The 25,315-nt window shown below is 65.5% G+C and carries 21 protein-coding genes and 1 tRNA gene; 15 read left to right on the forward strand and 7 right to left on the reverse strand.

Annotated features, from left to right (window positions below):
• The first annotated feature begins 33 nt into the window (after positions 1–33).
• Positions 34–420, forward strand: coding sequence for a secondary thiamine-phosphate synthase enzyme YjbQ (locus tag FXF75_RS06040; RefSeq protein ID WP_163520688.1), 387 nt, complete (start codon positions 34–36; stop codon positions 418–420).
• 51 nt (positions 421–471) lie between these two features.
• Here FXF75_RS06040 and FXF75_RS06045 read toward each other — a convergent pair whose 3' ends face one another.
• Positions 472–1,458, reverse strand: a complete 987-nt coding sequence (locus FXF75_RS06045; RefSeq protein ID WP_163520690.1) for an ABC transporter permease — start codon at positions 1,456–1,458, stop codon at positions 472–474.
• 167 nt (positions 1,459–1,625) lie between these two features.
• Between FXF75_RS06045 and FXF75_RS06050 the strand changes: the two genes are divergently transcribed.
• On the forward strand, positions 1,626–2,768 hold the full coding sequence (locus tag FXF75_RS06050; RefSeq protein WP_163520692.1) for an ABC transporter permease: 1,143 nt from the start codon (positions 1,626–1,628) through the stop codon (positions 2,766–2,768).
• 32 nt (positions 2,769–2,800) lie between these two features.
• On the opposite strand, the gene FXF75_RS06055 is transcribed toward FXF75_RS06050, so the two are convergent.
• Positions 2,801–4,030, reverse strand: a complete 1,230-nt coding sequence (locus FXF75_RS06055) for a hypothetical protein (RefSeq protein ID WP_163520694.1) — start codon at positions 4,028–4,030, stop codon at positions 2,801–2,803.
• A 189-nt stretch (positions 4,031–4,219) separates the two neighbouring features.
• Here FXF75_RS06055 and FXF75_RS06060 point away from each other — a divergent pair, with 189 nt between their 5' ends.
• The 8 genes from FXF75_RS06060 to FXF75_RS06095 all read left to right on the forward strand — a co-directional run bounded on the left by FXF75_RS06060 (position 4,220) and on the right by FXF75_RS06095 (position 13,388).
• Positions 4,220–4,471, forward strand: coding sequence for a hypothetical protein (locus tag FXF75_RS06060; RefSeq protein ID WP_163520696.1), 252 nt, complete (start codon positions 4,220–4,222; stop codon positions 4,469–4,471).
• Between the two features lie 224 nt (positions 4,472–4,695).
• Positions 4,696–6,504 carry a BatA and WFA domain-containing protein gene (locus FXF75_RS06065; protein WP_205427212.1) on the forward strand — a complete coding sequence of 603 codons (1,809 nt, stop codon included), beginning with the start codon at positions 4,696–4,698 and terminating at the stop codon, positions 6,502–6,504.
• Positions 6,504–8,891, forward strand: coding sequence for a VWA domain-containing protein (locus tag FXF75_RS06070; RefSeq protein WP_163520697.1), 2,388 nt, complete (start codon positions 6,504–6,506; stop codon positions 8,889–8,891). The genes FXF75_RS06065 and FXF75_RS06070 overlap by 1 nt, the downstream gene beginning before the upstream one ends.
• Positions 8,888–9,664, forward strand: coding sequence for a hypothetical protein (locus FXF75_RS06075; RefSeq protein ID WP_163520699.1), 777 nt, complete (start codon positions 8,888–8,890; stop codon positions 9,662–9,664). Before FXF75_RS06070 ends, FXF75_RS06075 begins: the two co-directional genes overlap by 4 nt.
• On the forward strand, positions 9,661–10,566 hold the full coding sequence (locus tag FXF75_RS06080; RefSeq protein WP_163520701.1) for a hypothetical protein: 906 nt from the start codon (positions 9,661–9,663) through the stop codon (positions 10,564–10,566). The genes FXF75_RS06075 and FXF75_RS06080 overlap by 4 nt, the downstream gene beginning before the upstream one ends.
• Entirely contained in the window at positions 10,559–11,512 is a 954-nt protein-coding gene (locus tag FXF75_RS06085) for a MoxR family ATPase (protein WP_163520703.1), read from the forward strand. Before FXF75_RS06080 ends, FXF75_RS06085 begins: the two co-directional genes overlap by 8 nt.
• Positions 11,509–12,366 (forward strand): DUF58 domain-containing protein, encoded by an 858-nt coding sequence (locus FXF75_RS06090; protein ID WP_163520705.1) that lies wholly within the window; start codon positions 11,509–11,511, stop codon positions 12,364–12,366. Before FXF75_RS06085 ends, FXF75_RS06090 begins: the two co-directional genes overlap by 4 nt.
• Before the next feature lie 221 nt (positions 12,367–12,587).
• Entirely contained in the window at positions 12,588–13,388 is an 801-nt protein-coding gene (locus tag FXF75_RS06095) for a hypothetical protein (protein ID WP_163520706.1), read from the forward strand.
• 378 nt (positions 13,389–13,766) lie between these two features.
• On the opposite strand, the gene FXF75_RS06100 is transcribed toward FXF75_RS06095, so the two are convergent.
• Both FXF75_RS06100 and FXF75_RS06105 read right to left on the reverse strand, forming a co-directional pair.
• A tRNA-Glu gene (locus FXF75_RS06100) sits at positions 13,767–13,841 on the reverse strand.
• A gap of 109 nt (positions 13,842–13,950) precedes the next feature.
• On the reverse strand, positions 13,951–15,927 hold the full coding sequence (locus FXF75_RS06105) for a 3-hydroxyacyl-CoA dehydrogenase/enoyl-CoA hydratase family protein (protein WP_163520708.1): 1,977 nt from the start codon (positions 15,925–15,927) through the stop codon (positions 13,951–13,953).
• 115 nt (positions 15,928–16,042) lie between these two features.
• Between FXF75_RS06105 and FXF75_RS06110 the strand changes: the two genes are divergently transcribed.
• The 3 genes from FXF75_RS06110 (at position 16,043) to FXF75_RS06120 (ending at position 20,404) form a co-directional block, all read left to right on the forward strand.
• Positions 16,043–17,194, forward strand: a complete 1,152-nt coding sequence (locus FXF75_RS06110; protein ID WP_163520710.1) for an acyl-CoA dehydrogenase family protein — start codon at positions 16,043–16,045, stop codon at positions 17,192–17,194.
• Positions 17,195–17,341: 147 nt separating this feature from the next.
• On the forward strand, positions 17,342–18,685 hold the full coding sequence (locus FXF75_RS06115; protein WP_163520712.1) for a S8 family serine peptidase: 1,344 nt from the start codon (positions 17,342–17,344) through the stop codon (positions 18,683–18,685).
• A gap of 324 nt (positions 18,686–19,009) precedes the next feature.
• Positions 19,010–20,404, forward strand: a complete 1,395-nt coding sequence (locus tag FXF75_RS06120; RefSeq protein ID WP_163520714.1) for a S8 family serine peptidase — start codon at positions 19,010–19,012, stop codon at positions 20,402–20,404.
• A 57-nt stretch (positions 20,405–20,461) separates the two neighbouring features.
• Here FXF75_RS06120 and FXF75_RS06125 read toward each other — a convergent pair whose 3' ends face one another.
• Together FXF75_RS06125 and FXF75_RS06130 are read right to left on the reverse strand one after the other, a co-directional pair.
• Entirely contained in the window at positions 20,462–20,890 is a 429-nt protein-coding gene (locus FXF75_RS06125; RefSeq protein ID WP_309221758.1) for a GtrA family protein, read from the reverse strand.
• A 97-nt stretch (positions 20,891–20,987) separates the two neighbouring features.
• Positions 20,988–22,046 (reverse strand): dipeptidase, encoded by a 1,059-nt coding sequence (locus FXF75_RS06130; RefSeq protein WP_163520717.1) that lies wholly within the window; start codon positions 22,044–22,046, stop codon positions 20,988–20,990.
• A 117-nt stretch (positions 22,047–22,163) separates the two neighbouring features.
• Between FXF75_RS06130 and FXF75_RS06135 the strand changes: the two genes are divergently transcribed.
• On the forward strand, positions 22,164–22,844 hold the full coding sequence (locus FXF75_RS06135; protein WP_163520719.1) for a DNA methyltransferase: 681 nt from the start codon (positions 22,164–22,166) through the stop codon (positions 22,842–22,844).
• A 36-nt stretch (positions 22,845–22,880) separates the two neighbouring features.
• On the opposite strand, the gene FXF75_RS06140 is transcribed toward FXF75_RS06135, so the two are convergent.
• The gene (locus FXF75_RS06140; protein ID WP_163520720.1) at positions 22,881–24,251 is read right to left on the reverse strand and encodes an NAD(P)/FAD-dependent oxidoreductase; all 1,371 of its coding nucleotides are present in this window, start codon (positions 24,249–24,251) and stop codon (positions 22,881–22,883) included.
• 206 nt (positions 24,252–24,457) lie between these two features.
• On the opposite strand from FXF75_RS06140, the gene FXF75_RS06145 reads away from it, so the two are divergent.
• Positions 24,458–25,246 (forward strand): enoyl-CoA hydratase/isomerase family protein, encoded by a 789-nt coding sequence (locus FXF75_RS06145; RefSeq protein WP_163520722.1) that lies wholly within the window; start codon positions 24,458–24,460, stop codon positions 25,244–25,246.
• Positions 25,247–25,315 lie beyond the last annotated feature (69 nt).

Below are 25,315 nucleotides of genomic sequence, written 5' to 3' on the forward strand. Positions count from 1 at the left end.
GCAACTACGTACGTCGGCGTCCGAACGGACGACGTGTTCAGCGTCGAAACGGACGAGCGAACCGAGGTCGTGGACGTGACCGACCGGGTGGCCGAGGCGGTGCCCGACGACGTCGGGTCCGGACTCTGCACCGTCTTCGTCCGCCACACAACCGCGGGAGTCGTCGTACAGGAGGCCGAGTCGGGGCTGCTCGACGACATCGCGGCGTTCGCGACGGAACTCGCGCCGAGCGACGGCGACTACCGTCACGACAGAATCGACGACAACGCCGACGCCCACCTCCGGGCGACGGTGCTCGGCGAATCGGTTTCGGTCCCCATCGAGGACGGCGAACTTGCGCTCGGGACGTGGCAGTCCGTGCTGTTCGTGGAGTGCGACGGGCCGCGAACTCGGCGGGTCGAAGTTGTCGTGACAGAGTGAGCGCGGCGAATCAGGTGAGCGTGGTGGGGCGAGGTGTGTCGGGGTCCGCCCCTATCGCCTCGTGTCGCCAATTCGGGGGTCCATCACGGCGTACAGCACGTCCTGTAGGAAGTTGGCCGCGACGCCCACGAACGCGATGACCATCGTGGTCCCGATGACGACCGGCATGTCTCGCTTCTCGATGGCGTAGAGGCTCAGGGCGCTCAACCCCTGAATGCCGAATATCTCCTCGATGACGTAGATGTTGACGACGAGGACCGCCACCATGTCGGTGAAGAACAGCGACGTGATGGGGACCGCGGCGTTCCGGAGGACGTGGCGAGCGACCGAGAGGCGCGAGACTCCTTTGGCCTTGAGCGCGTCCACGAACTCGGCGTTCACGTACTCCATCGACTCCGCCCGCGCGTACCGGAGTTGCCCGGCGAACAGTCCCGTGGCCAGCACCAGCGACGGGAGGACGAACGCTCGGAGGTGGGCGACCGACCAGAACGCCTCACTCGCGAACTCGGGTCGTCCGATGCGCGACGACCCGACCTCGACGGCGAAAGCCACCGCGACCATCTCCGCGAGCCAGAAGTTCGGTATCCCGAGACCGAGGTACGCGACCAGACTCGACGCCCGGTCGAAGAGTCCCTTCCGGTTGAACGCGGCGTAGAGACCTATCAACACCCCGTTGACCAGCGACAGCAACAGCGCCGGGACGACGTACATCGCCGTGTAGGGCAGTCGCTCCAGTATCAGCGAGGTCACCGGTCGCTCGAAGCTGTACGATATCCCCCAGTCGAGCGTCGAGACGTCTACCATCCACCGGGCGTATCGCTGGAGGAGCGGGTCGTCGAGATTTCGCGCTTCTCGATACGCCCGAATCGCCTCACGGACCTCCTCGGCGCTGCCGCCCTTCTTGGCCACCGAGTAGGCGACCAGTGCCTGATTCGGGTCCGGCGTAGCGGCGACGAAGACGAACGCCACGCTCACGACCAAATAGACGGCGACGAGCGCGATTATCGCCCGTCGGGTGACGTGGCCGAGCAGTCTCATCGGTCCACCATCCTGAAGACAAATAATTAATATTTGCGGTAGTCCGATAGTTCGGCGTCTCTGGGCTACCGTCGCGGAGACTGACGGACCAGTCCTCCCTCGTCGAGTTGTGGACAGAGTATCAACATTTATTGGACGAGGTTCGAAACTGTCCGCGTATCGATACGATGGACGATGGCGACGGAGCGGACGACGGGGTCGCATCCGAAGGGGCGTCGGTCGGCGACCGCTTCACGGCGTTCGGTGTCGGTGCTGGCTGTCTCGGACTCGGGTTCGCGGTCGATTTGTTCGTCCGCGGCGAGGGCGAGCCGTTGGCGCTGGGATTCGACCCGTCCGGTCTGGACTGGCTGTTCGCCCTGTCGTGGCTCGCGTTGGCCACGTTCGTCGTCTGGCCGTTGGCCGCCCGCCCGCGGATGACCCGGACCTACTGGAACCGCCTCCGGACGAACCGGTTGGCGGTCGCCAGCCTCGCGTACCTCGTCGTCTTCCTCGTGGTCGGCACCGTGGGACCGTGGTTCCTCCGACCCGAGTTGAACTTGGACCACGCCCACCAACCTCCGATGTTCTTCGGCGTCGCCGAAGGGCGGGTGTACGAGTGTCTCGGACCGGTCGTAGACGGATGGTGTCGCGGGACGCTGCGTTACCCGCTAGGCACGAACAGCACCGGAAAGAGCGTCGTCGCGCTGCTCGTGTCGGGAATGCGGGTGAGCCTCTTGGTCGCGCTGGTCTCGGCGACGATTCTGGTCCCCGTCGGCGTCGCCATCGGCGTCGTCGCCGGGTACGCGGGCGGGTGGACCGACACGCTGTTGATGGGCTACGTTGACGTCCAACAGACGCTCCCGGCGTTCGTCCTCTATCTCATCCTCGTCTTCCTCTTCGAGAAGGGACTCCTGCTGGTCGTGCTGGTGTTCGGGTTGACGAGTTGGGGCGGGACCGCCCGGATGGTCCGGAGCGAGGTGCTTCAGCGCCGGAAAGAGGGCTACGTTACGGCCGCCCGGAACGCGGGGGCGAGCCACTGGCACGTCCTCCGGAAGCACCTGCTTCCGAACGTCTCCTCGACCGTGGTGACCGCGACGAGCAGACAGATACCCCTCTTCCTGCTGACCGAGGCGGCCATCGCCTACCTCGAACTCAACGACTTCTTGTTGATGTCGTGGGGCGAAATCATCGCGCTCGAACTCCGAAAGGAGTTCCCGGCGACGTGGTGGACCTCGACGTTCGCGGTCTCGCTACTGGCGGTAACGATACTCTCGTTCAGCGTGCTGGGCGACGCCCTCCGCGACGTGCTGGACCCGAAAGAGAGCGCCTGAGTCCGGGACGGTCGGCGGCGGCCGTCGCGGGACTACGCGTTCTGCACCTCCTCGACGAACCCGCGCATGTGTGTCGCGGTCTTGTTGTAGCAGTTGCGCGTAATCGTGAGGACGTCGCTGTTGGACTTCCACGAGTCGGGGTTGTCGTAGATGGCGTAGAACAGCGTCGAGAGGTAGTCGTTGCTGTACTTCGCGACGGTCTTGGTCGCCTCGGCGGCGTCGTCCACGGGCGCGGCGTACTGCGTCCGCTGGAACGCGTCCTTGAACTTCTCGCCGGAGTCCCAGTTGCTGTGCACGAACGACTCGTAGTCGTAGTGCACCCACTGGTTGTTGAACTGCTTGAGTTCGAGACCAGTGTGGAGGGGTTGCCCGGCGTCGCTGAGAAAGTGGGTCGCGTACCCGAGGTTGACGAAGGCGCTGTACTTGCTCGTTCCCATCTCGTCTCTCGCCTTCTGGAGGTACTGTTTCGCGTACTTTGGGGCGTCGCCCGTCTGCCCGTCGTAGTAGCGCGTCCCGTTCCACCACAACTCGAAGTCGGGGTTCCAGTAGTGGCGATACGAGTGGAACACCTGATCGACGGCATCTTGGATTTCGCTGACGAGTTCGTCGGGCCACCCGTCCGGGAGATACTGTGAGACGTCGCACTGACAGCCCCAGTCGTCGGGGTCGCCGCCGTTGTCACGCGCGAGGCCGGCGTAGTATGAACTCACGTCCATCTGCTCGCAGGCCAGTCCCGCCATCCGGTTGTGGTCGTTCGGTGCCCACTCCGGCGAGACGGCGGCGTCGCCGGAGCGGAGACGTCTCCCGCCGTCGCCGACCGCGCTCGCCACTTCCCCGAACTGCCGCCGCTCGGCCGCGGTCGATAGTGCGCCCGAGCCATCGACCGCCACGTCGTTCCGCTTGGGGTCGAGTTCGTATCGAATCGTGTTCTCCGTCTCGACACGCCGTACGGGGTACTTCTGCCACATCTTGTGGAGGAAGTTGCGCGCTCGCTTGCGCTCGGGCGTCGAGAGGTCCGCCTCTTCGAGGTACGCCAGCGTCTGGTCTTTGTCACCCACGAGCAGGTTGTCATAAGGTGTGACTCGCTTGACGGTGTCGTCGATGACCGTCCGCTGGACCTCGCCGAACACGTCGGCGTCGTCCGCGCCGGTACGCTCAGTCGCAACCGACACCCCGGACACTCCGGCCACGGCCGCGGAGACGGACGCGAGGGATTTCAGGACGGTGCGTCTACTCGACCGAATCGATATGTCTCCCGACATACAAATTTGTTTCTAAGTATATAAAATAAAGGTATTCCCGAATATATTCTATTGTAAAATTATAAGAATAGAATTGTCGGACAGCGACCTCGCTGGGCGACGTGAAAACCGACCCGACGATGTTCGGGGCGCTCCCAGTTTCCGAAAACGACGACTCGGTAGTAACTCCGAAAGAGCGTATCGGACCGTATGACAACGGGAGGCGCGTTCGCCGACTCGACGATGGCCGTGGCGCTCAAGACCGTCACGCTGGCGCTCGGCGGCACGATACCATACTTCGCTCTCAGGGCGTACCGTCGGACGAATGTGCCCGCGCTCCGCGTTCTGGTCGTCGGATTTGGTCTCGTGACCCTCGGGACTGTCCTCGGCGGACTCGGGCGAGCGGTCATGAGGCTCTCGGTGGAGGCGCGCCCCCAGCGGGGACCCCGCCCGCGGATGTAGTTTCCCGCGGAGACGACTCGTGTCACCGCAGGCTACCGTATCGATTACCAATGAAAAGGTATTTACACTACCCGCGAACAGAACCACCAAACCGCCCGTTAGTCCTCCGACAGTTCCCGAACGCGGGCGGCTTCCCGAACGATGGCCCGAACTCGTAGCTCCGCCGGCGGTGTTCGCCCGCCCGGGTTCGTTGTCTCGCCCGTCCCGGAGGTGCCCGTCGAGCCGTGACCCTCGTCGAGACCCTGTCGTCGGTGTTCCTCCGACCGCTCGGACTCGCGGCGCTGGCGGCCGCGATACCCGTGATACTGCTCTACTTGCTCAAACCGGACCCGGAGACCGTCTCGTTTCCGGCGGTCGAGTTCCTCGTCGGCGACCGCGAGGAGAGTCGGCGACACCCCGCGCTCCGACGACTCCGGCGCAACGCGCTCCTGCTCGTCCAATTGCTCGCAATCGCTGTCGTCGCGGTGTCGCTGGCCGCGCCCTACGTCCCGGTCTCTGAGCGACGCACTGTCTCGGAGACGGTGGTCGTGGTGGACGCCACCGCGAGCATGGCGACCGAGGCGGACGGCGCGACCCGCTTCGACCGGGCGGTCCGCGCGGCGAAGGACGCCGCGACCGGAGAGACCTCCGTCGTCGTCGCTCGGGACGAGACCGCAGTCCTCACCCGGCGCGCCCCGGCCGCGGAGGCGAAGGCCGCGCTCGACGGTCTCCGAGTCACTGACGCGCCGGGGGACCTCCGGGACGCAATCAGCCGCGCGGCGGCGGTCGCTGGCGACGACGCACGCATCGTAGTTGTGAGCGACTTCGCCTCGGGCGACTGGCGGACCGCGGTCGCCTCGGCCCGCGCACGGGGGTACGCGGTGGACCTCCGACAGTTCGACCGCGGCGGGTCGGCCAACGTCGGCGTCGTCGGCTACTCGTTCGCTAACGGCACCGTCACGGTCAGGGCGAAGAACTTCGGCAACGCGGAGACCACGCGCCGATTCTCGTTCGGCGAGGTTACCCGGTCGGTGACGCTCGGACCGGGCGAAGTCGCCACCGCGACGCTCCCGGTCCCCGCTGGCGGCGGGACCGTTCGCCTCTCGCCGGGCGACTCGTTCCCGACCGACGACCGACTCGCGGTCGCGGCACCCGAGGACCCGACGACCGACGTACTGGTGGTGACTAACGACGAGAACCGGCCCCTGATTACGGCGTTGCGGGTCGTCCGCGGGACGAGCGTGACGGTCAAGAACCCGCCCGCGTCGATTTCGAAGTCCTACGACCTCGTCGTGTTCAGCGAGGTCCGGCCCGACAGACTGCTCGACGGGACGCTGCAGTTCGCCCGCGAGACGCTGTCCTCTGGCGGGGGCGTCGTGATTCAGGCCCAGTCGAACCTCTCGGCGGTCGGCTACGGCGACCTGCTCCCGGTCGCGCCCAACGGGACCGCCACCGACCCGGCGGTCCGCCAACCCGACCCGACCCCCATCACCGAGGACGTGACGTTCCCCGCACCTCAGACGTACGTGCGCGCCGACCTCCGGGCCGGGAACGCCCTGCTCAGCACGGTAAACGGCACGCCGTTACTGGCGACCGCACGGCTCGACGGCGGCCGCGTGTTCTACTACGGCTACCCGGCGTCGGGGTCGTCGTTCGAACACAACTACCGCTACCCGGTGTTCTGGAAGCGCGTCGTCTACGAACTGACCGGCCGACGGTCGCTGTCGGCGACGAACTACCGGACCGGCACCACCCTCCCGCTCGGCGAGAACGTGACCGTCCGGACGCCCGACGGAAGCCGACGAACCAGCGCCCTCGCCTTCCGGCGCGTCGGCTTCCACGAGGTCGGGGAGCGGCGATACGCCGCGTCGCTGGCCAGCGTCGCCGAGTCGAACGTCACCGCCCCGTCCGTGACCGATGACGGGACCAGCGCGGTCGGAACCGACGCCGAGACCACGACCGTCCCGAAGAAGCTGACCCCGCTCGTCGCGGGTCTCGCGGCGCTGCTCGTCCTGTTGGAACTGGGTCTCCTGCGTTACCGAGGTGACCTCTGATGAACCTACCATTCGACGCGCCGGTGGAGTTCGCCCGACCGGTCGTCCTCGCGGCCGTCCCTGTCGCCGCGGTCGCCCTCTGGCTACTCGTCCGAGAGTCGAGTACCGCGACCGAACTGACCGGCGACTCGGACGACCGGGACGGCGGACGGACCGACGACGTAGTGGGCCGCCGCACCCACGTCGCGCTCTGGTCGACGCGCTTCGTCGTCGTCACCTGCCTCGTCGTCGCGGCCGCGGGTCCGACGACCGTCTCCACCGCGACCACGGCGGGCGACCCGCAGGTCACGATGCTGGTGGACGACTCGGCGAGCATGGGCGTCCACTCGCCGGTCGCAGACGACCTCGAAGCCGGAATCGAGGACGAGGGCGTCGCGGTGAACCGCGTCACGGTCGCCACCGGCAATCGGTCGCGCGTCGGGTCCGGAATCGTGGCCAACGTCCGCCCGAACGGGAGTCTGCTGGTGGTCTCGGACGGGCAGGTCACCGGCGGCGCGTCGCTGTCGCGGGCGACCGACCTCGCTCGCTCGGTGAACGCCACTATCAACCGGGTCCGACTGACTCAGAACCAGTCGGACGCCCGCGTATCCGTCTCCGGGCCGCGGAAGGCCAGCGTCGGCGTCGAGAACCGATTCGGTGTGACGGCCGCCGGACTCGACGGTGCGCCGACGGACGCGACCGTCACCGTCTCCGCCGACGGGTCGCAGGTCGCCTCCCGGCAGGTTCCCGAGGACGGGTCGTTCACCGTCACGCACACCTTCAACGATACCGGACCCCACCGAATCACGGCCCGTCTCGACAGCGACGACGCCTACGAGGTCAACGACGTGTATCGCAAGACGGTGCAGGTCGTGGAACAACCGCGGGTCCTCTACGTGAGTCGCGGCGACTACGCCTTCGAGGGGTACCTCCGGGAACTCTACAACGTCACCCGCGCGGAGTCGGTGCCCGCAGACCTCGACGACTACTACGCGGTCGTCGTCCACGACGTGGCCGCGCCCGACCTCGGCAACGTCGGCGCGCTTCAGGAACACGTCATCGACGGCGGGGGCCTGCTCGTGGTCGGGGGCGAACACGCTTACGAGAAGGGCCGATACGGCAACTCCCGGATTTCGTCGCTGCTCCCGGTCGAGGTCGGCGGTTCGACCGGCCCCAAGTCCCGCGTCGTGCTGGCGGTGGACGTGTCGGGGAGCGCGAAGTCGGGCATGCGAGTCCAGAAGGCGCTCGCGCTCGACGTTCTCTCGCAGTTGGGGAACCGAAACGAGGCGGGCATCGTCGCGTTCGAGCGGAACGCCTACCGGGTCGCCGACCTCGCGTCGCTGAAGACCGACCGCGAGACGTTGCAGCGGAAGATTCGAAGCCTCGAAAGCGGCGGCGGGACCCGAATCAGCGCGGGGTTGCTCGGCGCGTCGAAGATGCTCGGGGAGAACGGCGGCACCGTCATCCTCCTGAGCGACGGCCGCGACTCCGCGAAGCCGACGTTCGCGGCGGCCGAGAAACTCGCCGACCGGGACGTCCGGGTCGTCAGCGTGGGCGTCGGCAGCGTGAACGAACGCGTCCTCCGCGGGGTCGCCGAGCGCACCGGCGGGTCGTTCCTGCTGGCCGACGAGACCGACCGACTCCGAGTCCGGTTCGGCGGCCAGAACCGTCGGTACAGCGGCGACCACGCGGTCGTGGTGGACGACGGCCACTTCGTCACTCGCGGGGTCTCACCGACCGCTTCGCTTCCCGGAGCCAATCAGGTGAGCGTGAAGGAGGGCGCTGACCTGCTGGTCGCGACCGGCTACGGCGCGCCCGCCGTCTCGGCGTGGCGCTTCGGTCTCGGCCGGGTGGCCGCCGTCACGGCCTACGGCGCGGACGGGAGTCTCGGCGACCTGCGGTCGAAGCCGAACTCGCTGCTGCTCTCGCGGTCGGTGAACTGGGCCATCGGTGACCCCCAGCGGAAGGCGACCGGCGTCGTGGCCGCGCCGGACACCCGCGTCGGCGAGTCGACGACGCTCGTCTACGCGGGCGAGAATCCGCCCGAGAGCGCCGACCTGTCGTTCTCGGAGGTCGCGCCCGGCCGGTACGAAGCCCGGAGCGCGCCGACCCGACCGGGATACCGCGAGGTTCTCGGGAGCGCGTACGCGGTCAACTACCCCGCCGAGTACGCCGCGCTCGGCGCGTCGCCCGAACTGAAGCGGGCGGTCGAGCGAACCGGCGGTCGGACGTTCTCGGCGGACAGTCCCGCGGCCATCGCCTCGGCGGTCGAGCGACAGTCGACTCGAAAGCGTCGAGTCGAGCGGTCGTGGGACTGGGCGTTTCTCCTCGCGGGCCTGCTGGTCTTCGTCGGCGAGGTCTGCGCTCGGCGGCTCCGCCGTCGCCGCGGTCAGGAAGTGATACCATGAGCTACATCGGCGACACAATCAACGTCGTGCTGGCGCTGTTCGTCGGCCTGTCGGCACTCGGTCTGGTCGGAACGACCGTCTACTATCAGGAGTCGGTGGACCAACTCCGGACCGAGAACGAGCAGTTGACCGACCGAAACGCCGAACTGGAGAGCGAGGTCCAGCGCAAACAACAGCGCATCGACCGACTGAACCGGTCGCTCCGGGACGTCAACCAGACGCTCCAGACGCGGCTCTCGGACATCGAGGAGGTCTCCAAGCGGTTGCGGGCGACCGAGAAGTCGCTCAACGCCACGCGGTCGGAACTCAACTCGACCGAGCGCCGACTGGAGCGGGCGCGGAATCGACTCGCCTCGCTCAAAGACGAGCGCGACAGGCTGAAACGCCAGTTCGAGGCGGCCAAGGCCCGCACCGACGAACTCAACGCGACCATCGACCGACTCGAATCCCGGGCCGACGCCCGCAACGAGACGCTGAAGCGGGTCAACCGGACCGTCCAGCGCCAGCAACGGATGCTCGTCGAGAAGAACCAGACGATAGAAGAACTCCGGAACGAAATCGAGCAGCTCCGCGAGCGAATCGAGGAGCTAGAAAACTCGTCGTCGAACGACTACGCTCGGCCGGACCGACTCCGCCGGAGTCGGTCGGAAGCTCCGGTGGCGCGCCGACCTGACGTGGAACGACCGGTAGTTGGGCGACCCGACCTCGGAGGACCGGCGGTCCGGCAACCTACGGTCGGGCGACCGCCCGGCAACGCGGGGGTGGCACGATGAGCGACGACGACGAACCGCAGGCGAGTCCCGACGAGAGCGCCCCCGACGAAATCCGCGCCGCGCTCGCCCAGATTCGTCGGGAGTGTCGCAAGGTGGCGTTCGTCTACGCGAGTCTAGACGCGGTCTGCGTCCTGCTGGCTGTCGGGTTCGCCGCCGGAGCGGTCGGTCTCCCCGTGCTGGACGCCGAGTTAGCTGCGGCGTCGTTCAGTTCGCTGGGCCTGCCCGCGCCGGACGTCGCCACGCTACTCGGCGTGGTCGCCGGAGTCGCGACGTTCGTCGCGGAGTTCGTCCTCCGGACGCGCCGCCCCGCCGCCGAGCAGTTCGAGGCGGCCAACCCCGAGGTACGCGAGGCGCTCCGGACCGCCCGCGACGCCGCCGGGGCCGACCGGACGAATCCGATGACGCGGGCGCTATACGCCGACGTTCTCGACCGACTCCGGGAGACCTCAAGCGTCGGTCTCGTGAACACGACCCGGTTGGCGGCGACGGTCGTCCTCGCGTTCGCGCTGAGTCTGGCGATGGTCCAGACGGCCGCCATGGGTCTCGACCTCGGCGTCGCCCTCTCCGGACCGGGACCGGGGTCGGGCGGTCCGGCCGACGGTTCCGCCGACCGGGGCGCGCTCTCGAACCAGACCGCGGAACTCCGCAGCGGCGACGAGGTGCTGGGCGAACCGACCGACGTGACCGCGGGGTCCGAGAACCTCTCGGCCGCGGTCAGCGCGAGTCCGGGCGGGGAGGGCCAGCGCGACTGGAACTACGACAGCGACGCGGGCGACGGGTCGGGTGACGGTGATGGCGTTGACGCCCAGCGCGCCGGGTTCGCCTCGCCCGACCGGGTCGAAGACGCGGCGCTCGTACAGCGATACGCACACCAACTCCAAGGGAACACTACGGATGACTGACCGAAAATCGGCTATCGACGACGTGACGAACCGCATTCGAGCGATACGGTCCGAGGTGCGCGAGCGCATCGTCGGACAGGAGCAGGTGGTAGACCACGTGTTGGCCTGCCTGCTCTGCGACGGCAACGCCCTGTTGGAGAGCACGCCGGGTCTCGGCAAGACGCTGCTCGTCAGGACGCTGGCGGAGGTGACCGGACTCTCGTTCTCGCGCATCCAGAACACGCCGGACCTGATGCCCTCGGACGTCATCGGCACCGAGATGGTCCGCGAGACCGAGACCGGCCGGACGTTCACCTTCGAGAAGGGACCGGTGTTCGCCAACCTCGTCCTCTCCGACGAGATAAACCGGGCGACGCCCAAGACCCAGTCGGCCCTGCTCGAAGCCATGGAGGAGGGGCAAGTGACCGCCGGGAACGAGACCTACGACCTGCCCGAACCGTTCTTCGTGCTGGCGACCCAGAACCCCATCGACCAAGAGGGGACTTACCCCCTGCCGGAGGCCCAGTCCGACCGCTTCCTGATGAAGATACTCGTGGACTACCCCGACGCGGAGGCCGAGCGCGAAATCGTGGACCGGTACACTCGCGACGTGGATGCCTCGGTCTCGGTCGAACCGCAGGTCTCGACCGGCGAACTCCGGAAGATGCAGCAGTTGACCCATCAGGTCCCCATCGCCGACGACCTCCGGGACCTCGCGGTGGACGTCGTGCGCGAGACGCGGAGCGCCGACGACCTCGAATACGGCGCGAGTCCGCGCGCCAGCATGTCGCTGGTCCGGGCGGCGAAGGCCCGCGCGCTCGTGGCGGGCCGGTCTCACGTCGGGAGCGAGGACGTGACCGAGATGGCCGTCCCCGTCCTCCGCCACCGCGTCGTCGTGGACTTCCGGGCCGAGCGCGAGGGGATGACCCCGGACGACGTGATAACCGCGCTGGTCGAGGACCGATGATAACCGCCGAGTTCCTCGACGAACTCGACCGGTTCGACGCCGCCAACGACCGGAACGCTCGGTCCCAACAGCAGGGCGAGCGCACCACCGAGGCGGTGGGCGAGGGCCTCACGTTCGCCGACTACCGGCGGTACGCGCCGGGTGACGAACCCCGATTCATCGACTGGAACCTCTACGCCCGGACCGACGAACTCTACGTCAAGCAGTTCGAGGCCGAGCGCAACTTCACGGTCCACGTCCTCGTGGACGCCAGCGCGTCGATGGACTTCGGCGAGGGCGACGCCCACAAATTCGAGTACGCCGCCAAACTCGGTCTGGGGTTCGCCTACCTGACCGCCCGGGACCACAACGAGTTCCGGTTCGCGACGTTCGGCGACGCCGCGGAGCGACTCGACCGCGGCCGGTCGAACCGCGGCGAGGTCCTCGGACTGGTCGAGCAGTGCAACGCGGTCGAACCCGACGGCGAGGCCGCCTTCGAGGACGCGCTGGCCGACTACGCCGCCACCATCGACTCGAAGGCACTGGTCGTGGTCTGCAGCGACTTCCTCGGCGACGTCGAGGCAATCGACGCCGGACTGGAGGCGCTGGCTTCGAATCAGGTCGTCCTCGCCCACGTCGTCGCGCCCGAGGAACGTAACCTGCCGACCGGCCGCGACGCCGTCTTCGAGGCGCTCGAAAGCGACGAGTCGCTCCGGGCCTACGTCAGCAATCGGTTAGAACGGTCCTACCGCGAGGAGTTCGACGCCCACGCCGACAGCGTGGAAGGCGTCGCCCGCGACCTGCGGGCGCGCTACGAGCGTATCGACACCGGGCGGTCGTTCTTCGAGTCGTTCGGCGAGTTGTGGTTCGAGTGAGTCAGTGAGAAATCAGAATTGAAGAACCGCCGCTGTTCAAGAGTCATTTTCTACAGGAATATGATTATAATTTGATAGGGTGGTTCCAGACAGACTAAAGATAGTTGGAGTTGAAGAATAAAAATAAAGAAATGAAATATAATATAATGGTGTTTATATAATGGTATTTGGAGTAGAAAAGAAGAAAATATTTAAACAGTTGGATTTTATTAATGAGTGCAATGAGAGGAAATCTCAACAGGCGGAATTTCATCCGTGCGACTGGAACTGGATTAGCATTCGGCGCAACTTCGGGCGTGGTGAGTGCACAGAAATCAAACGGTAACAGTGAATCAAGCAAGACGTCCCCGCTCGTTATTCGAAATGGGAAGCTTGACCTCTTAGTCAAGGGTCGTAGCGGGAAAACATTGAATCACGAAGACGTTCTTGAACGAGTCAATACAGTGGAATCTGGATTGACTCAGAGTGCAGTCCAATCACTTAAAAAAGGGGAATCAGTTACTGGCTGGGATGCAGCGGCAATGCTCGCAAGCTCTGTCAAAAAAATAAACAAATTCAAGCAGAAGGGATTAGTTAAATTTGGCGGATCAAAAGACAACCCCTCTGTTCTTCCTACTAAAAAATCCCTTGAGGCCTATCGGGAACTGACAACCTCTAATGTCACTACACAGGGTTGCGGCGTAACTAAATACAATGTTCGGCAACCTAAGGCGACAGATCCGTACATTAAGGTGTCGCTGTTTACAGACGATCAAGACTCGGAACTCCTGAAAACACGCCTCAATCAGGGCGCTATCACCGCCGGATTTATCGGTACTCTTGTCGGTACCGGTACCATCGGCGGTGGAGCACCAGTCACGATTTTCTGCGCTGTTTTAAGTGCTAGTGCAGCAATTTACGCGGCGGAGATTGGTCTTCAGAACAACGGTTGCGGCGTGGAAACAGTTGTAAAGTACCTCCCTGTCCCGGGAACTCCCCCAGTCCCCAAACTCACATTTGACGTCTATGTGAATTCCCAGTAGAGAGCCATCAATAGAACTATATTTTTGGAAGACACTACGCAAAATATGGCCTCAACAGAAAAAACCCTATTTGCAATAGGAGCTCTAATCTGCTTCGGTGGGGTCTTTTACGGCCTCTGGCTATACTACACTATCCCGAGTGTAGGTTTTAACGATATCGTTGCTTTTCTTTTCCTTGGGTTACTTGGGGCAGTGTGCCTTAAAAGATTTCTTCCTCTCTAAGAGGCGTTAATAAAAATATTTGCGTCAACACTGGGCATGATGGAGTTCTAATTTCGTTTCAAGCGTAATTTACCGTAATTTGTAATGACAGCGATGGCAGTTCGTGTATAATCAACCTACTACGCAACTCAAAACCGAAAGAATCGGAAGAAAGTATGCTCCGTCAGGGATTTGAACCCTGGTCATCGGCTCGAAAGGCCGAAATGATTGGCCGGACTACACCAACGGAGCGTACGTCCACACTCACTGCGAGTGCATTTCTTCGTTCCGGCCGGATTAGTTTAAACGTTCCGTTATCGCCCGAAGGCGGCCGTGTCGGGCGTTCACAACCGGCCGCGGCTCACTTCCCTTCGAATTCTGGCTCGCCGTCGCCCATGAACGCCGTGACGCCCTCCATCAGGTCGTCGGTGTTCATGAGGTGGCCGAACGCTTGGGACTCGACTTCGAGTCCGGCGTCGGTGTCGTCGCGGCCCGCGAGCATCGCGCGCTTGGTGTACTTCTGGGCGATGGGCGGTCCGGCCGCGAGGTCGGCCGCCAGTTCGAAGGCCCGCTCCTCGAACTCCGACGCCTCGACGACCTCGTTGACGAAGCCGAAGTCGGCCATCGTCTCGGGGTCGAAGCGGTCGGCGGTGAAGATTATCTCCTTGGCGCGGCCCTCGCCGACGATGTGCTTGAGGCGCTGGGTGCCGCCCCATCCGGGCAGGAGACCCAGATTGTGCTCGGGTTGGCCCATCTCGGAGCGCTCGGTGGCGAGACGCAGGTCGGCGCAGGTCGCCATCTCCATGCCGCCGCCGAGGCAGTAGCCGTCGATGCCCGCGACGACCGGCATCGGACAGGATTCGAGTTTGCCGAAGGTCTCTTGGCCCTTCTTCGAGAGTTCGACCGCCTGCAGCGGGTCGCCGCCGCCCGCGGCCATGCTCTGGACGTCCGCGCCCGCGGAGAAGGCCTTGTCGCCCTCGCCGACGAGCAGGAGCGCGCGCACCTCGTCGTCCTCCTCCAGCGCGTCGATGGCGTCGCCGAGTTCGTCCAGCAGGTCCTCGCTGACCGTGTTCATCCGGTGGGGTCGGTCGAGGACGACCTTGCCGACCATCTCGCCGGGTTTCTCGACGCGGATGGTGTCGTAGTCGTACGCGCCCTCGTCGGCGTCGTCCGAACCGCCGTAGAAACCGCCCTCGGCGGCGGCCTCGCGGAGGTAGTCGCTGGCCTCGTATCGCTCGGCACCGGTCTCCTCGTGGAGGTCGTCGAGGGTGTCCGCGAGCGCTTCGAGACCGGCCTCGTCGGCGATTCGCGCCGGACCGTCGGGGAAGCCAGCGCCGAGCATCACGGCCTCGTCGATGGCGTCGGGGTCGGCCACGTCGTTCGCGACCAGTTTGGCGACCTCGTTGGCCATCACCGCCTGGAGGCGGCGAACCGCGTCCTCCCTCCCGGCGTCGGTCGGAATCTGGGCACCGCCGTCCTCGTAGTCGTAGAACCCCTCGCCGGTTTTCTTGCCGAGTTTCTCCTCCTCGACCTTCTGGGCGAGGAGCGGGCAGGGTTCGTAGGCGTCGCCCAGCACCTCGTGCATGTAGTCGAGGACGTGGTAGCCCACGTCGATGCCGACTTGGTCGGCGAGTTCGAAGCTCCCCATCGGCAGGCCCATGTCGAACTTGGTCGCGCTGTCTACCTCCTCGATGGTGTAGTCGCCGGACTCGACCATCCACGCCGCCTCGTTCATCAGGGGAACGAGGATGCGGTTCACGATGAACCCGGGACTGTCCTTGCGGACGCGGACCGGCGTCTTGCCCATCTCCTCGGCGAGGTCCTCGGTGAGGTCCAGCACCTCGTCGTCGGTGTGTGCGCCCGAGATGACCTCCACGAGTTGCATCCGGACCGGCGGGTTGAAGAAGTGCATCCCGCAGAACCGCTCGGGTCGCTCGGTGACCTCCGAGAGTTCGGTAATCGAGAGGCTGGAGGTGTTGGTGGCGAACACCGCCTCGTCGGGCGCGTACTCCTCCAACTCCCCGTACACGTCCTTCTTGATGTCCATCTTCTCGGGAACCGCCTCGACCACGAAGTCAGCGTCTGAGACGGCCTCCTCGAAGTCCACGAGCGGCGTCACGCGGTCGAGGGAGGCGTCGGCCTCTTCTTCGGAAATCTGGTCTTTCTCCGCCAGTTTGTCGAGGCTCCACTCTATCTGTTCGTAGCCGTTCTGGACGAACTCCTCCTTGATGTCGCGCAGGTTGACCTCGTACCCGGCGAGGGCCGCGACTTCCGCGATGCCGTGGCCCATGTTGCCCGCTCCGAGAACCGCGATGGTGTTGATATCTTCTACGTCCATACGTGTAGGGTCACTTGCCGGCCGTTTCAACGTTTCCCTATCGGAGATTAGAAACTCGGCACAAGTTTACTCACGGTTACGAAACGATTTACGGGAGGGTGTGCAAACTCCGCGCATGGACTTCGGACTCTCCGACGAACAGAAGCAGATTCGCGAGGAAGTGCGGCGGTTCGCCGAGAACGAAATCGAACCGGTCGCCCAAGAGTACGACGTCGAAGAGAAGTACCCCCACGAGGTCATGGACAAGGCCGCCGAGATGGGGATGCTCGGTTCCATCATCCCGATGGAGTACGGCGGCGCGGGCTACAACAACCTCGAGTCAGCCATCATCACTGAGGAACTGTTCGCGGTGGACCCCGGCATCGGTCTCTGCGTCACCTCGGCCTCGTTCGGCGCTCACGCCATCATGGAGTTCGGCACCGACGACCAGAAAGAGCGGTTCCTCTCCCCGGTCGCGGCGGGCGACGCCATCATGGGCGCGGCCATCTCCGAACCCGACACCGGGTCGGACGTCTCGTCGGTCTCCACCAGCGCAGAGAAGGACGGCGACGAGTGGGTCGTCAACGGCAACAAGATGTGGATAACGAACGGGTCGGTCGGCGACTACTACGTCGTCCTCTGTCAGACCGACCCCGACGCCGACGGTCGGTACAACGGGTTCAGTCAGATTGTGGTCGAGTCCGACCGCGACGGGTTCAAGTCCGAGAAGATAACGGGGAAACTGGGCATCCGAGCCTCCGACACTGCGGAACTCATCCTCGACGACGTGCGCGTGCCCGAGGAAAACCTCATCGGGACGCGCGGGATGGGCTTCCTCCAGCAGATGCAGTTCTTCGACGAAACCCGGACCGCGGTCGCGGCGCAGGGCGTCGGCATCGCCAAGGGGGCCTGCGAGGCCGCGCTCGACTACGCCCAAGAGCGCGAGCAGTTCGACCGCCCCATCTCGGAGTTTCAGGCCATCCAGCACAAACTCTCGGAGATGCACACTCAGACCGAGGCCGCGCGTAACCTGACCTACAAAGCCGCGTGGAACGTCGACCAAGGCGAAGACGTCACGAAACTCGCCAGCATGGCCAAGGAGTTCGCCTCCCGCGTGGCCGTGGACGTGGCCGACGAGGCCGTCCAGATTCACGGTGGCGCTGGCTACGTCAACGACTTCCCGGTCGAGCGGTTCTACCGCGACGCGAAGATTACCCAGATTTACGAGGGCACCACCGAGATTCAGAAGAACATCATCGCCCGCGAACTGCTCGGAAAGGGCTTCTAACGCCCCTCCGTAGCGTCCCCGGTCGTTTTCTCGCGGTATTACCGGTTCGCACGTCGTCGCCGCTCTTTGTTCCTCTCTGAGAAGAACTTAATTACTGTCTTGGAGGAAGTATATAGATTCAAGTAGAACGAACGTTCATTCTCGACCATGGTAAACAAAACCAATCGACGCTCGTTCCTAAAAGGTGCAGGCGCGGCGCTCGGCGGACTCGCACTGACGCCGACGGTCTCGGCGTCGTCGGCCGAGAAACGATACCTCGTGGACCTCAAGTCGGCGTCCGACGGCGTCCTCGACGGACTCGACGTCGTCCACGACCTGAGCCAGATAGACCTCGCAGTCGTCGAGGCCCAGAAGGCCGACGCCGAGGGTGCGGCCTTCTCGAAGGACGTGGAACTGGAGTTCGACTTCGCACAGGCGGAGGACAACGGGAACGGTGACGAACCCGGCCCGCACAAGCTCTCGCAACTCCAGTGGGACAAGCAGTCCCAAGGCGTCTCGGGCGTTCACGGCCGGACCCGCGGCGAGGGGACCCGCGTGGCGGTCATCGACTCGGGCGCGATACCGCATCACCCGGACCTCGAAGGGTCGCTCAACACCGACCTCTCGCGCAACTTTACCGGTGACGGCGGTGACTTCACGCCGTGGTACAACGACCACGGTACTCACGTCGCTGGCATCATCGCGGGCGACGACACGAACGACGAGGGCATCGTCGGCACCGCGCCCGCGACCGAACTGGTGGCGCTCCGCGTGTTCACCGGGCCGTTCGCATTCTTCGGCGACATCATCGCGGCGATGACCTATGCCGGCGACATCGAGGCCGACGCGGCCAACATGAGCCTCGGCGTGTATCCGCTGCCGGACAACAAGGAGAACCAACTCCTGAAGGACTCAATCGAGCGAGCGACCGACTACGCGGCGTCGCAGGGCACCCTCATGGTGGCGGCCGCGGGCAACGACGGCGTCAACCTCGACACCGACGGTGACGTCATCAGTCTCCCGAACGAGGCCGACAACGTGATGAGCGTCAGCGCGACCGGTCCCGTCGGCTACCGCTGGGACGACAAGGGCAACGGGAAGTTCATTCGCAATTACCGCGCGGCGTTCAACAAACTCGACGAGTCGCCGACCGACCCCGCGCCGTACACCAACTACGGGAGCGACGCCATCGACATCAGCGCCCACGGCGGGAACTACGACACCGAGGCCAAGGGTACCGACGCCAACTGGCAGTACGACATGGTGCTGAGCACCGTCTTCGAGTGGGGCGACGACGACAGTATGGTTCCGTCGTACGGGTGGAAGGCCGGAACCAGCATGGCGGCACCGCAGGTCACTGCGACCGCCGCGCTCCTCAAGAGCGCCAACCCCGACGCGACGCCCGCCGAAATCCGCGACCACCTCGAATCGACTGCGCGCGACGTCGGTTCGGCGAAGTACCACGGCAACGGCCATCTCGATATCGAGGCCGCGCTCGACGAGTCGATTTAGGCCGCTCGGCGGACCGAACCGCCGTCGCTCGTTTCTCTCTCTCCGATGCGGCGGGCTTCCGGACTGGCGCGCTGGACCCGGCGCGAGGACTGCCGACGAGTCCGAGCGCCGCCACGCTCCGCCGGTCGGCAGTTCCATTTCGACCGTCCTCGACGTTCGAGTCACCGCTAACGGACTCTTCGGTCGTGTCGGTGTCTCTCGGAGACCACGTCGCCGGAACAATCGCGTCTGCTTCTCGAAGAAACGAAAACTGGGTTTACCGATACGTACGTTTCAGTGATATTCTAACAGAATTATTAATAGTATGCCGTAAATACCTCCTGTATGGGAAATAAAACCAATCGACGAACGTTCCTGAAAGGTGCTGGCGCGGCGCTCGGTGGACTCGCGTTCACCGCGACGGTCTCGGCGAAATCGGTCGAAGACCGGTACATCGTCGATTTGCGCGACACCGCCGAGGGCGACTTGGAGGGACTCACGGTTGTCCACGATTTGAGTCAAATCGACATCGCGGTCGTCGAAGGCGACGAGAAGGCTCTCCGCGGGATGCGTCACTCCAAGGACGTGGAGATGCGGTACGAGGTGGACGAGGAGTACGACGAGGAGGACGACGAAGGCGACGGGGACGAGGACGAAGACGGAACCACATCCCGTCGCGAACTCCAGTGGGACAAACATTCCCAAAACACTGGTGAGGTCCTCGAGGAGACTGCGGGTCAGGGGACCCGCGTGGCGGTCATCGACTCGGGTGCGATTCCCAACCACCCGGACCTGAGCAGTCCGCTCAACACCGACCTCTCGAAGAACTTCACGGGCGACGGGGGTGACTTCACGCCGTGGTACAACGACCACGGCACTCACGTCGCTGGCATCATCGCCGCCGACGGGTCGAACACCGACGGCGTGGTCGGCACCGCACCGGGGACCGAACTGGTGGCGCTCCGCGTGTTCACCGGCCCGTTCGCGTTCTTCGGCGACATCATCGCGGCGATGACCTACGCCGGCGACATCGAGGCGGACGTGGCTAACCTGAGCCTCGGCGTGTACCCGCTCCCCGACAACGAGGAGAACCAGACGCTGCGAGACTCCATCGAGCGCGCGACCGACTACGCGGCGTCGCAGGGCACGCTGATGGTCGCGGCCGCGGGCAACGACGGGGCCAACCTCGACAATGACGGCGACGTACTCAGCCTCCCGAACGAGGCCGACAACGTGATGAGCGTCAGCGCGACCGGACCTATCGGTTTCCGCTGGGACGACGGTGCGTCGAGCGAGGAGGACGGAGACGGCGAGGTGGAAGAGCCACTCGAAGACCTGCGGAAACCGACGACGACGCCCGCGTCGTACACGAACTTCGGGCGCGAGGCTATCGACATCAGCGCGCCCGGTGGAAACTCCGTCCAGAACCCGCCGTCGGACGCAAACTGGCAGTACGACATGGTGTTGAGTACCACGGTCACGTGGGACGACGACGACAACATGGTCGCCGACTACGGGTGGAAGGCCGGAACCAGCATGGCGGCACCGCAGGTCTCAGCGGCCGCCGCGCTCGTCAAGAGCGCCAATCCCGACGCCAAGCCCGGTCAAGTCCGCCGTCACCTCGAAGCGACCGCGGAGGACGTGGACCAACCGAAGTACAGCGGCGAAGGGCACCTCGACCTCGAAGAGGCGGTCGAGGAGGAGATTGAACACGAAGACGAGGAGGACGAAGACGACTGACCTCCCGAGACCGCCGACGTTCCGAGGGCGCTCCGCTCGTAGGTTCCGAGGCGCTCTTCACGCGATTTGCCACGTCCAGCGCGAGTCGAGATAGTACCGGTACAGTCCGCTGATGAAGATGGCGAACCCGTTGGCGACGAGGTAGACGAACCCGCCCCAGTTGACGAACGCCCAGAGCAGTGCCAACTGGAGCGGAATCGCGGTCCCGCGGACGACGTTCGTCCGGAGCAGGCCGACGAGGTAGTCGTATCTGGCGGTGTACTGCGCGTGCTGGAACGTCCACGCGTTGTTCACGAAGAACTGGAGGATAATCGTCATCTCGATGGCCAGCGTGGCCGCGACCAGATAGTTGAGACTGGCGTACTCGACGAGTAGCCACAGCACTACCGTCTGTACGAGGGCCGCGCTCGCCCCGACGACGACGAACCGATACAGTCGGACGACAGTCGGGTGCTTCGCCACGCTACGGTATCCGGAATCACCCACGACAGTTACAGGAAGAGTTCGAGGGAGTAGTGCGTTCTGGTTTCGGCGGTCTGCCTCCCGTGCTCTCTTCGACGCGGCCAGCATCGGTCCATCGACGTTACGTCCACGTCTCCCGAATCACGCGGAGCCAGTTGCCCTGCGCGATGGACCGAACCTCGTCCTCGCCGAACCCGCGACGCCGAAGCTCCGCAATTACGTCCGGAAGCCCGGTCACGTCGCCGACCGAGTCGATGACGGTCGCGCCGTCGAAGTCCGACCCGAGCGCCACGTGTTCGACGCCCGCCCTGTCGGCGACGTACTCGACGTGGTCGACGAGCGTCGAAATCGGCGCGTCGGGGTCGCCCGCTCCGTCGGGCCGGATTTGGCTCGCCGCGAAGGTGATGCCGACGACGCCGCCGGAGTCGGCCACGGCGTCGAGTTGCTCGTCGGTCAGGTTGCGACTCAGCGGGCAGACGCCGCGGGCCGCGCCGTGGCTCACGACGAGCGGGTCGGTCGTGCGTTCGGCGGCGTCTCGGAAGGTGGCCGCCGTGGTGTGCGCGAGGTCCACGAGGACGCCGCGGTCGTTGCAGGCCGCCACGAGGTCCCTACCCGCGTCGGTCAGTCCCGGGCCGGTGTCGGGCGTGCCGGGGTACTCGAACCGGACGCCGTGTCCGAACTCGTTGGGGCGACTCCACACTAATCCGATGGAGCGAACTCCCGCGGCGTAGAGGAAATCGAGGTTCGACAGGTCCGGCGCGACCGCCGCCGCGCCTTCGAGGTGGGGAATCGCCGCGAGGGCGTCGGCGTCGGCCATGGTGGCTTCGAGGTCGTCGTACTCGCCGACGACTCGCACCGCGCCGTCCGACTCGGCCGCGATGCGGTGGAGGCGCGCCAGCGCGTCGTAGGTGAACGACTTGGCGCGCTCGTGGCCCACGGCGGGCGGCAGGTCCGTCTCGTACCCCTCGTCGGTCTCGGTGCGCTCGTACTCGTAGCCGTCGTTCGGGACGAACACGGCGAAGAAGCCGCCGCCGAGGTTCCCCTCCCGCGCTCGCGGCAGGTCCACGTGGCCCGACTCGCTCCGCTCGAAGAACGAGCGGCCGCCGCCGCGTTCCTCCACGTGGAGGTCCAGCAGGGTGTCGTTGTGGCCGTCGAAGACGCGAATACCGGAGTCGCTCATTGGTGAACGGGAGGTGTGCGGAGGACTGTCAAACTATCGGAGGGAGGGCGACCGCCGTATCGACCGACATCACCCGACCCCGAGAAGTTATCAGGCACCCGCCAGAAGTTCCCTCTCGTGCAGACGTTCCTCACTCTCGAACACGACCGGGAGAGCGATATCCCGGCCGAGTACGACGACGTGCGGACGCCGGAGGCGTACGTCCGACACTTCCTCCGGGAGTTCTCTGAGCCGGGCGACACCGTCTTCGACCCCTTCGCCGGATTCGGGACCACCCTGACGGTCGCCGAGGAACTGGGCCGAGTGCCGTACGGCGTCGAGTACGAGGAGGACCGGGTCGAACTCGTCCGCGACCGAATCGACCGCCCCGAGAACGTCCGACGGGCCAGCGCGCTCGAACTCGACTTCGACCGGTTCCCGGCGTTCGACTGCTGTCTCACCTCGCCGCCGTACATGGAGCGGACGATGACGGTGAACCCCTTCCGGAACTACGCGACCGACAGCGAGAGCGACTACGAGGCGTACCTCGCCGACCTGACCGACCTGTTCGCCAGACTGGCCGACCACGCGGCCGCCGACGCTACTGTCCTCGTGGACGTCTCGAACATGAAGCACGAGGACAGGGTGACGACGCTGGCGTGGGACGTGGCCGATGCCGTGTCCGAGTCGTTGGACTTCGGTGGCGAGGTGGTCGTCGGGTGGGAGGGCGAGGAGCAGACCGAGCGGGACGGCGGAACCTACGGTTACGGCTATGACCACAGTTACTGTCTGGTGTTCCGGGCGGACGGGACCGAGTGAGCCGTTCGGACAATTCCGTCCGAGGAAACCGCCGACTCAGAATTCGTACTCGTCTTCGCGGAACTGCACGTACTTGCCCTTCCTGTACTTGCGCTTGACCGTCTTGTACTTCGTGACGAGTTTCGCGCCCGTCAGGCCCGACGAGAGCTTGTACTTCAGGAGTCCGCCCTCGCCCTCGTCGGCGAGGAGGTCGCTCGCCATCGAGAACGTCCGGTCCCAGTCGTCGGGGCCGTAGTCGGCCACGATGTCGGCGAAGGTGACGTTCCGGGTTATCTCGTCGCCGATGGCCTCCTTCCAGCGGTCGTTGTAGCCGTCGAGGCGGCCCTTCCCGGCGAGTTCGCCCGCTATCGCCCCGGTCCGGACCGCGACGTGGTAGCCGCCCTCGTGGAACGCCGAGGTGGTCCCCATCGCGCCGCCGACGACGGCGACGTTGGCCGCCGTGGGCGAGTCGATGGGCCGCGTGGAGGAGATGGGGTAGGTCTCGGTCCCGCCGCTCTTGCCGCGGTCCTCGACCAGCGGGAAGTCGCTCGGGTCGTACTCGTCGCCGTACTCGCGTTCGAGCAGTCGCTCGATGTACTCGGCGGGACGGGGCAGGGTCTCGTCCTCGGGTCGGAGGAGGTCGTAGGACTCGGGGTCGTCCACGTCGTCGAGGGTCATCCCGATGGGCATCGTGAGACCGACGCGAGCGACCGTCCCGTCGTTGGGGAACACCCACGGGTAGGCCGTCTCGCCGGGCATCACGCCCCACCAGAACTTGAGCGAACTGTCGTCGAACAGTTCCTCGGGGAACTCCCGGTACTCCTGATACGCGATGTGGTTGGCGGTGTTCGGGGCCATCACGTCCGAGACCTTGCGGTCGTCGGGCGAGAGTCGGTCCAGCACGCGCATCGTGACCTGTCGCTGGGGACCGTCGGCCAGCACGAGGTAGTCGGCCTCGATTTCCTCGCCGTCAGAGAGCCTGAGAGTGTGGGTCGGCGACCCCGTGAGGTCGGTCTCCACGTCGGTGACGCCGACGCCCACGCGGTACTCCGCGCCCGCTCGTTCGGCCCGGTCGCGGAGCCAGTCGTCCATCCGCGGCCGGTCGAAGGTGAACCCGAACCCGTCGTAGGAGGACTCGATGCCCGTGTCTTCCATGACGCAGTCCTCGTTCGGACCGAGGAACTCGGTCCGGTCCAACTCCCGGAGGACGACGTGGTCGGGAATCTCCTCGAACGGGATGTCCATGATGTCCACCCAGTAGTCGAGCATCCCGGCGGCGTCCGTCGAGTCCGGTCCCAACTCCTCGCGGTCGGCGCGCGGAACGCCCTTCTCGACGAGGAGCGCGTCGGCCCCCTCTTCGGTGGCCGCCCGCGCGGCGGACGTCCCGGCCGGACCGCCACCGACGATTGCAACGTCGACTCGCTTCATACCCCTACGGTTCCGCGCCGGGTATTAAAGAATTGACCTTCCGAGTTCGTGGCAGTACGGCGCGGGATTTTCGCCGAATCCTGTCGGACGAATATCCGGTTCGGTCCGACGGCCGCCGTCGGCCGCGCTCTCCCGATTCGAACTCGGTGTCGGCGTCCCCTACCGACACGCGGCGATTTATCCGTTCCGACGACAAATACAGACACATGAGCGACACTGAACACGTCACCGTCGAGCGAACCGACGGCGTCGCCCGAATCACGCTGGACCGCCCCGAGACTCACAACGCTCTCGACGCCGAGGCCGCCGCGGAGTTACAGGCCGCGGTCGAGTCGGTCGCGGACGACCCCGCGGTCCGGTGCATCGTCCTCGCCGGAATCGAGGGCGCGTTCTGCACCGGCGCGGACCTCTCGGGGATGGACGGGACCCGCGAGGACGCCCGCAGACTCCGGCGCATCGCCACGAGACTCCACGCCGCGGTCGGCCACCTCGCCGGGGTCCGAAAACCCGTCGTCGCCGGAGTGAACGGCGTGGCCGCGGGCGGCGGGTTGGGTCTCGCGCTCTGCGCCGACATCGTGGTGGCCAGCGACGACGCCCGGTTCGAGTTCGCCTACCCCCGAATCGGTCTCTCGGGCGACGGGGGTTCGACCTACTTCCTACCCCGACTCGTGGGACTGCGGAAGGCCAAGGAGATAGCCCTGCTCGACGAACCCATCGCCGCCGACGAGGCGGTCGGGATGGGTCTCGCGACCGAAGCGGTCGCGTCCGACTCCTTCGAGGACCGACTCGCGGCGCTCGCGACCGACCTCGCCGACGGCCCGACGAAGGCCTACGGCGCGACCAAGCGCCTGCTGGCCGAGAGCTACGGGCGGCGCTTGCCCGCCCAGATGGCCGCAGAGAGCGACGCTATCACTCGACTCGCGGCGACGGAGGACTACGCGGCCGGACTCGCGGCGTTCGGTGAGGACGAGGAGGCGACCTTCGAGGGTCGCTGACCGAGGTCTCGCGGAGACTACTTTTCGGCCCGACCGGACGAGCTACGCCGCGTCGCCCGGCCGGGCGAC

This window comes from Halorussus sp. MSC15.2 (assembly GCF_010747475.1).
Lineage (GTDB): Archaea > Halobacteriota > Halobacteria > Halobacteriales > Haladaptataceae > Halorussus.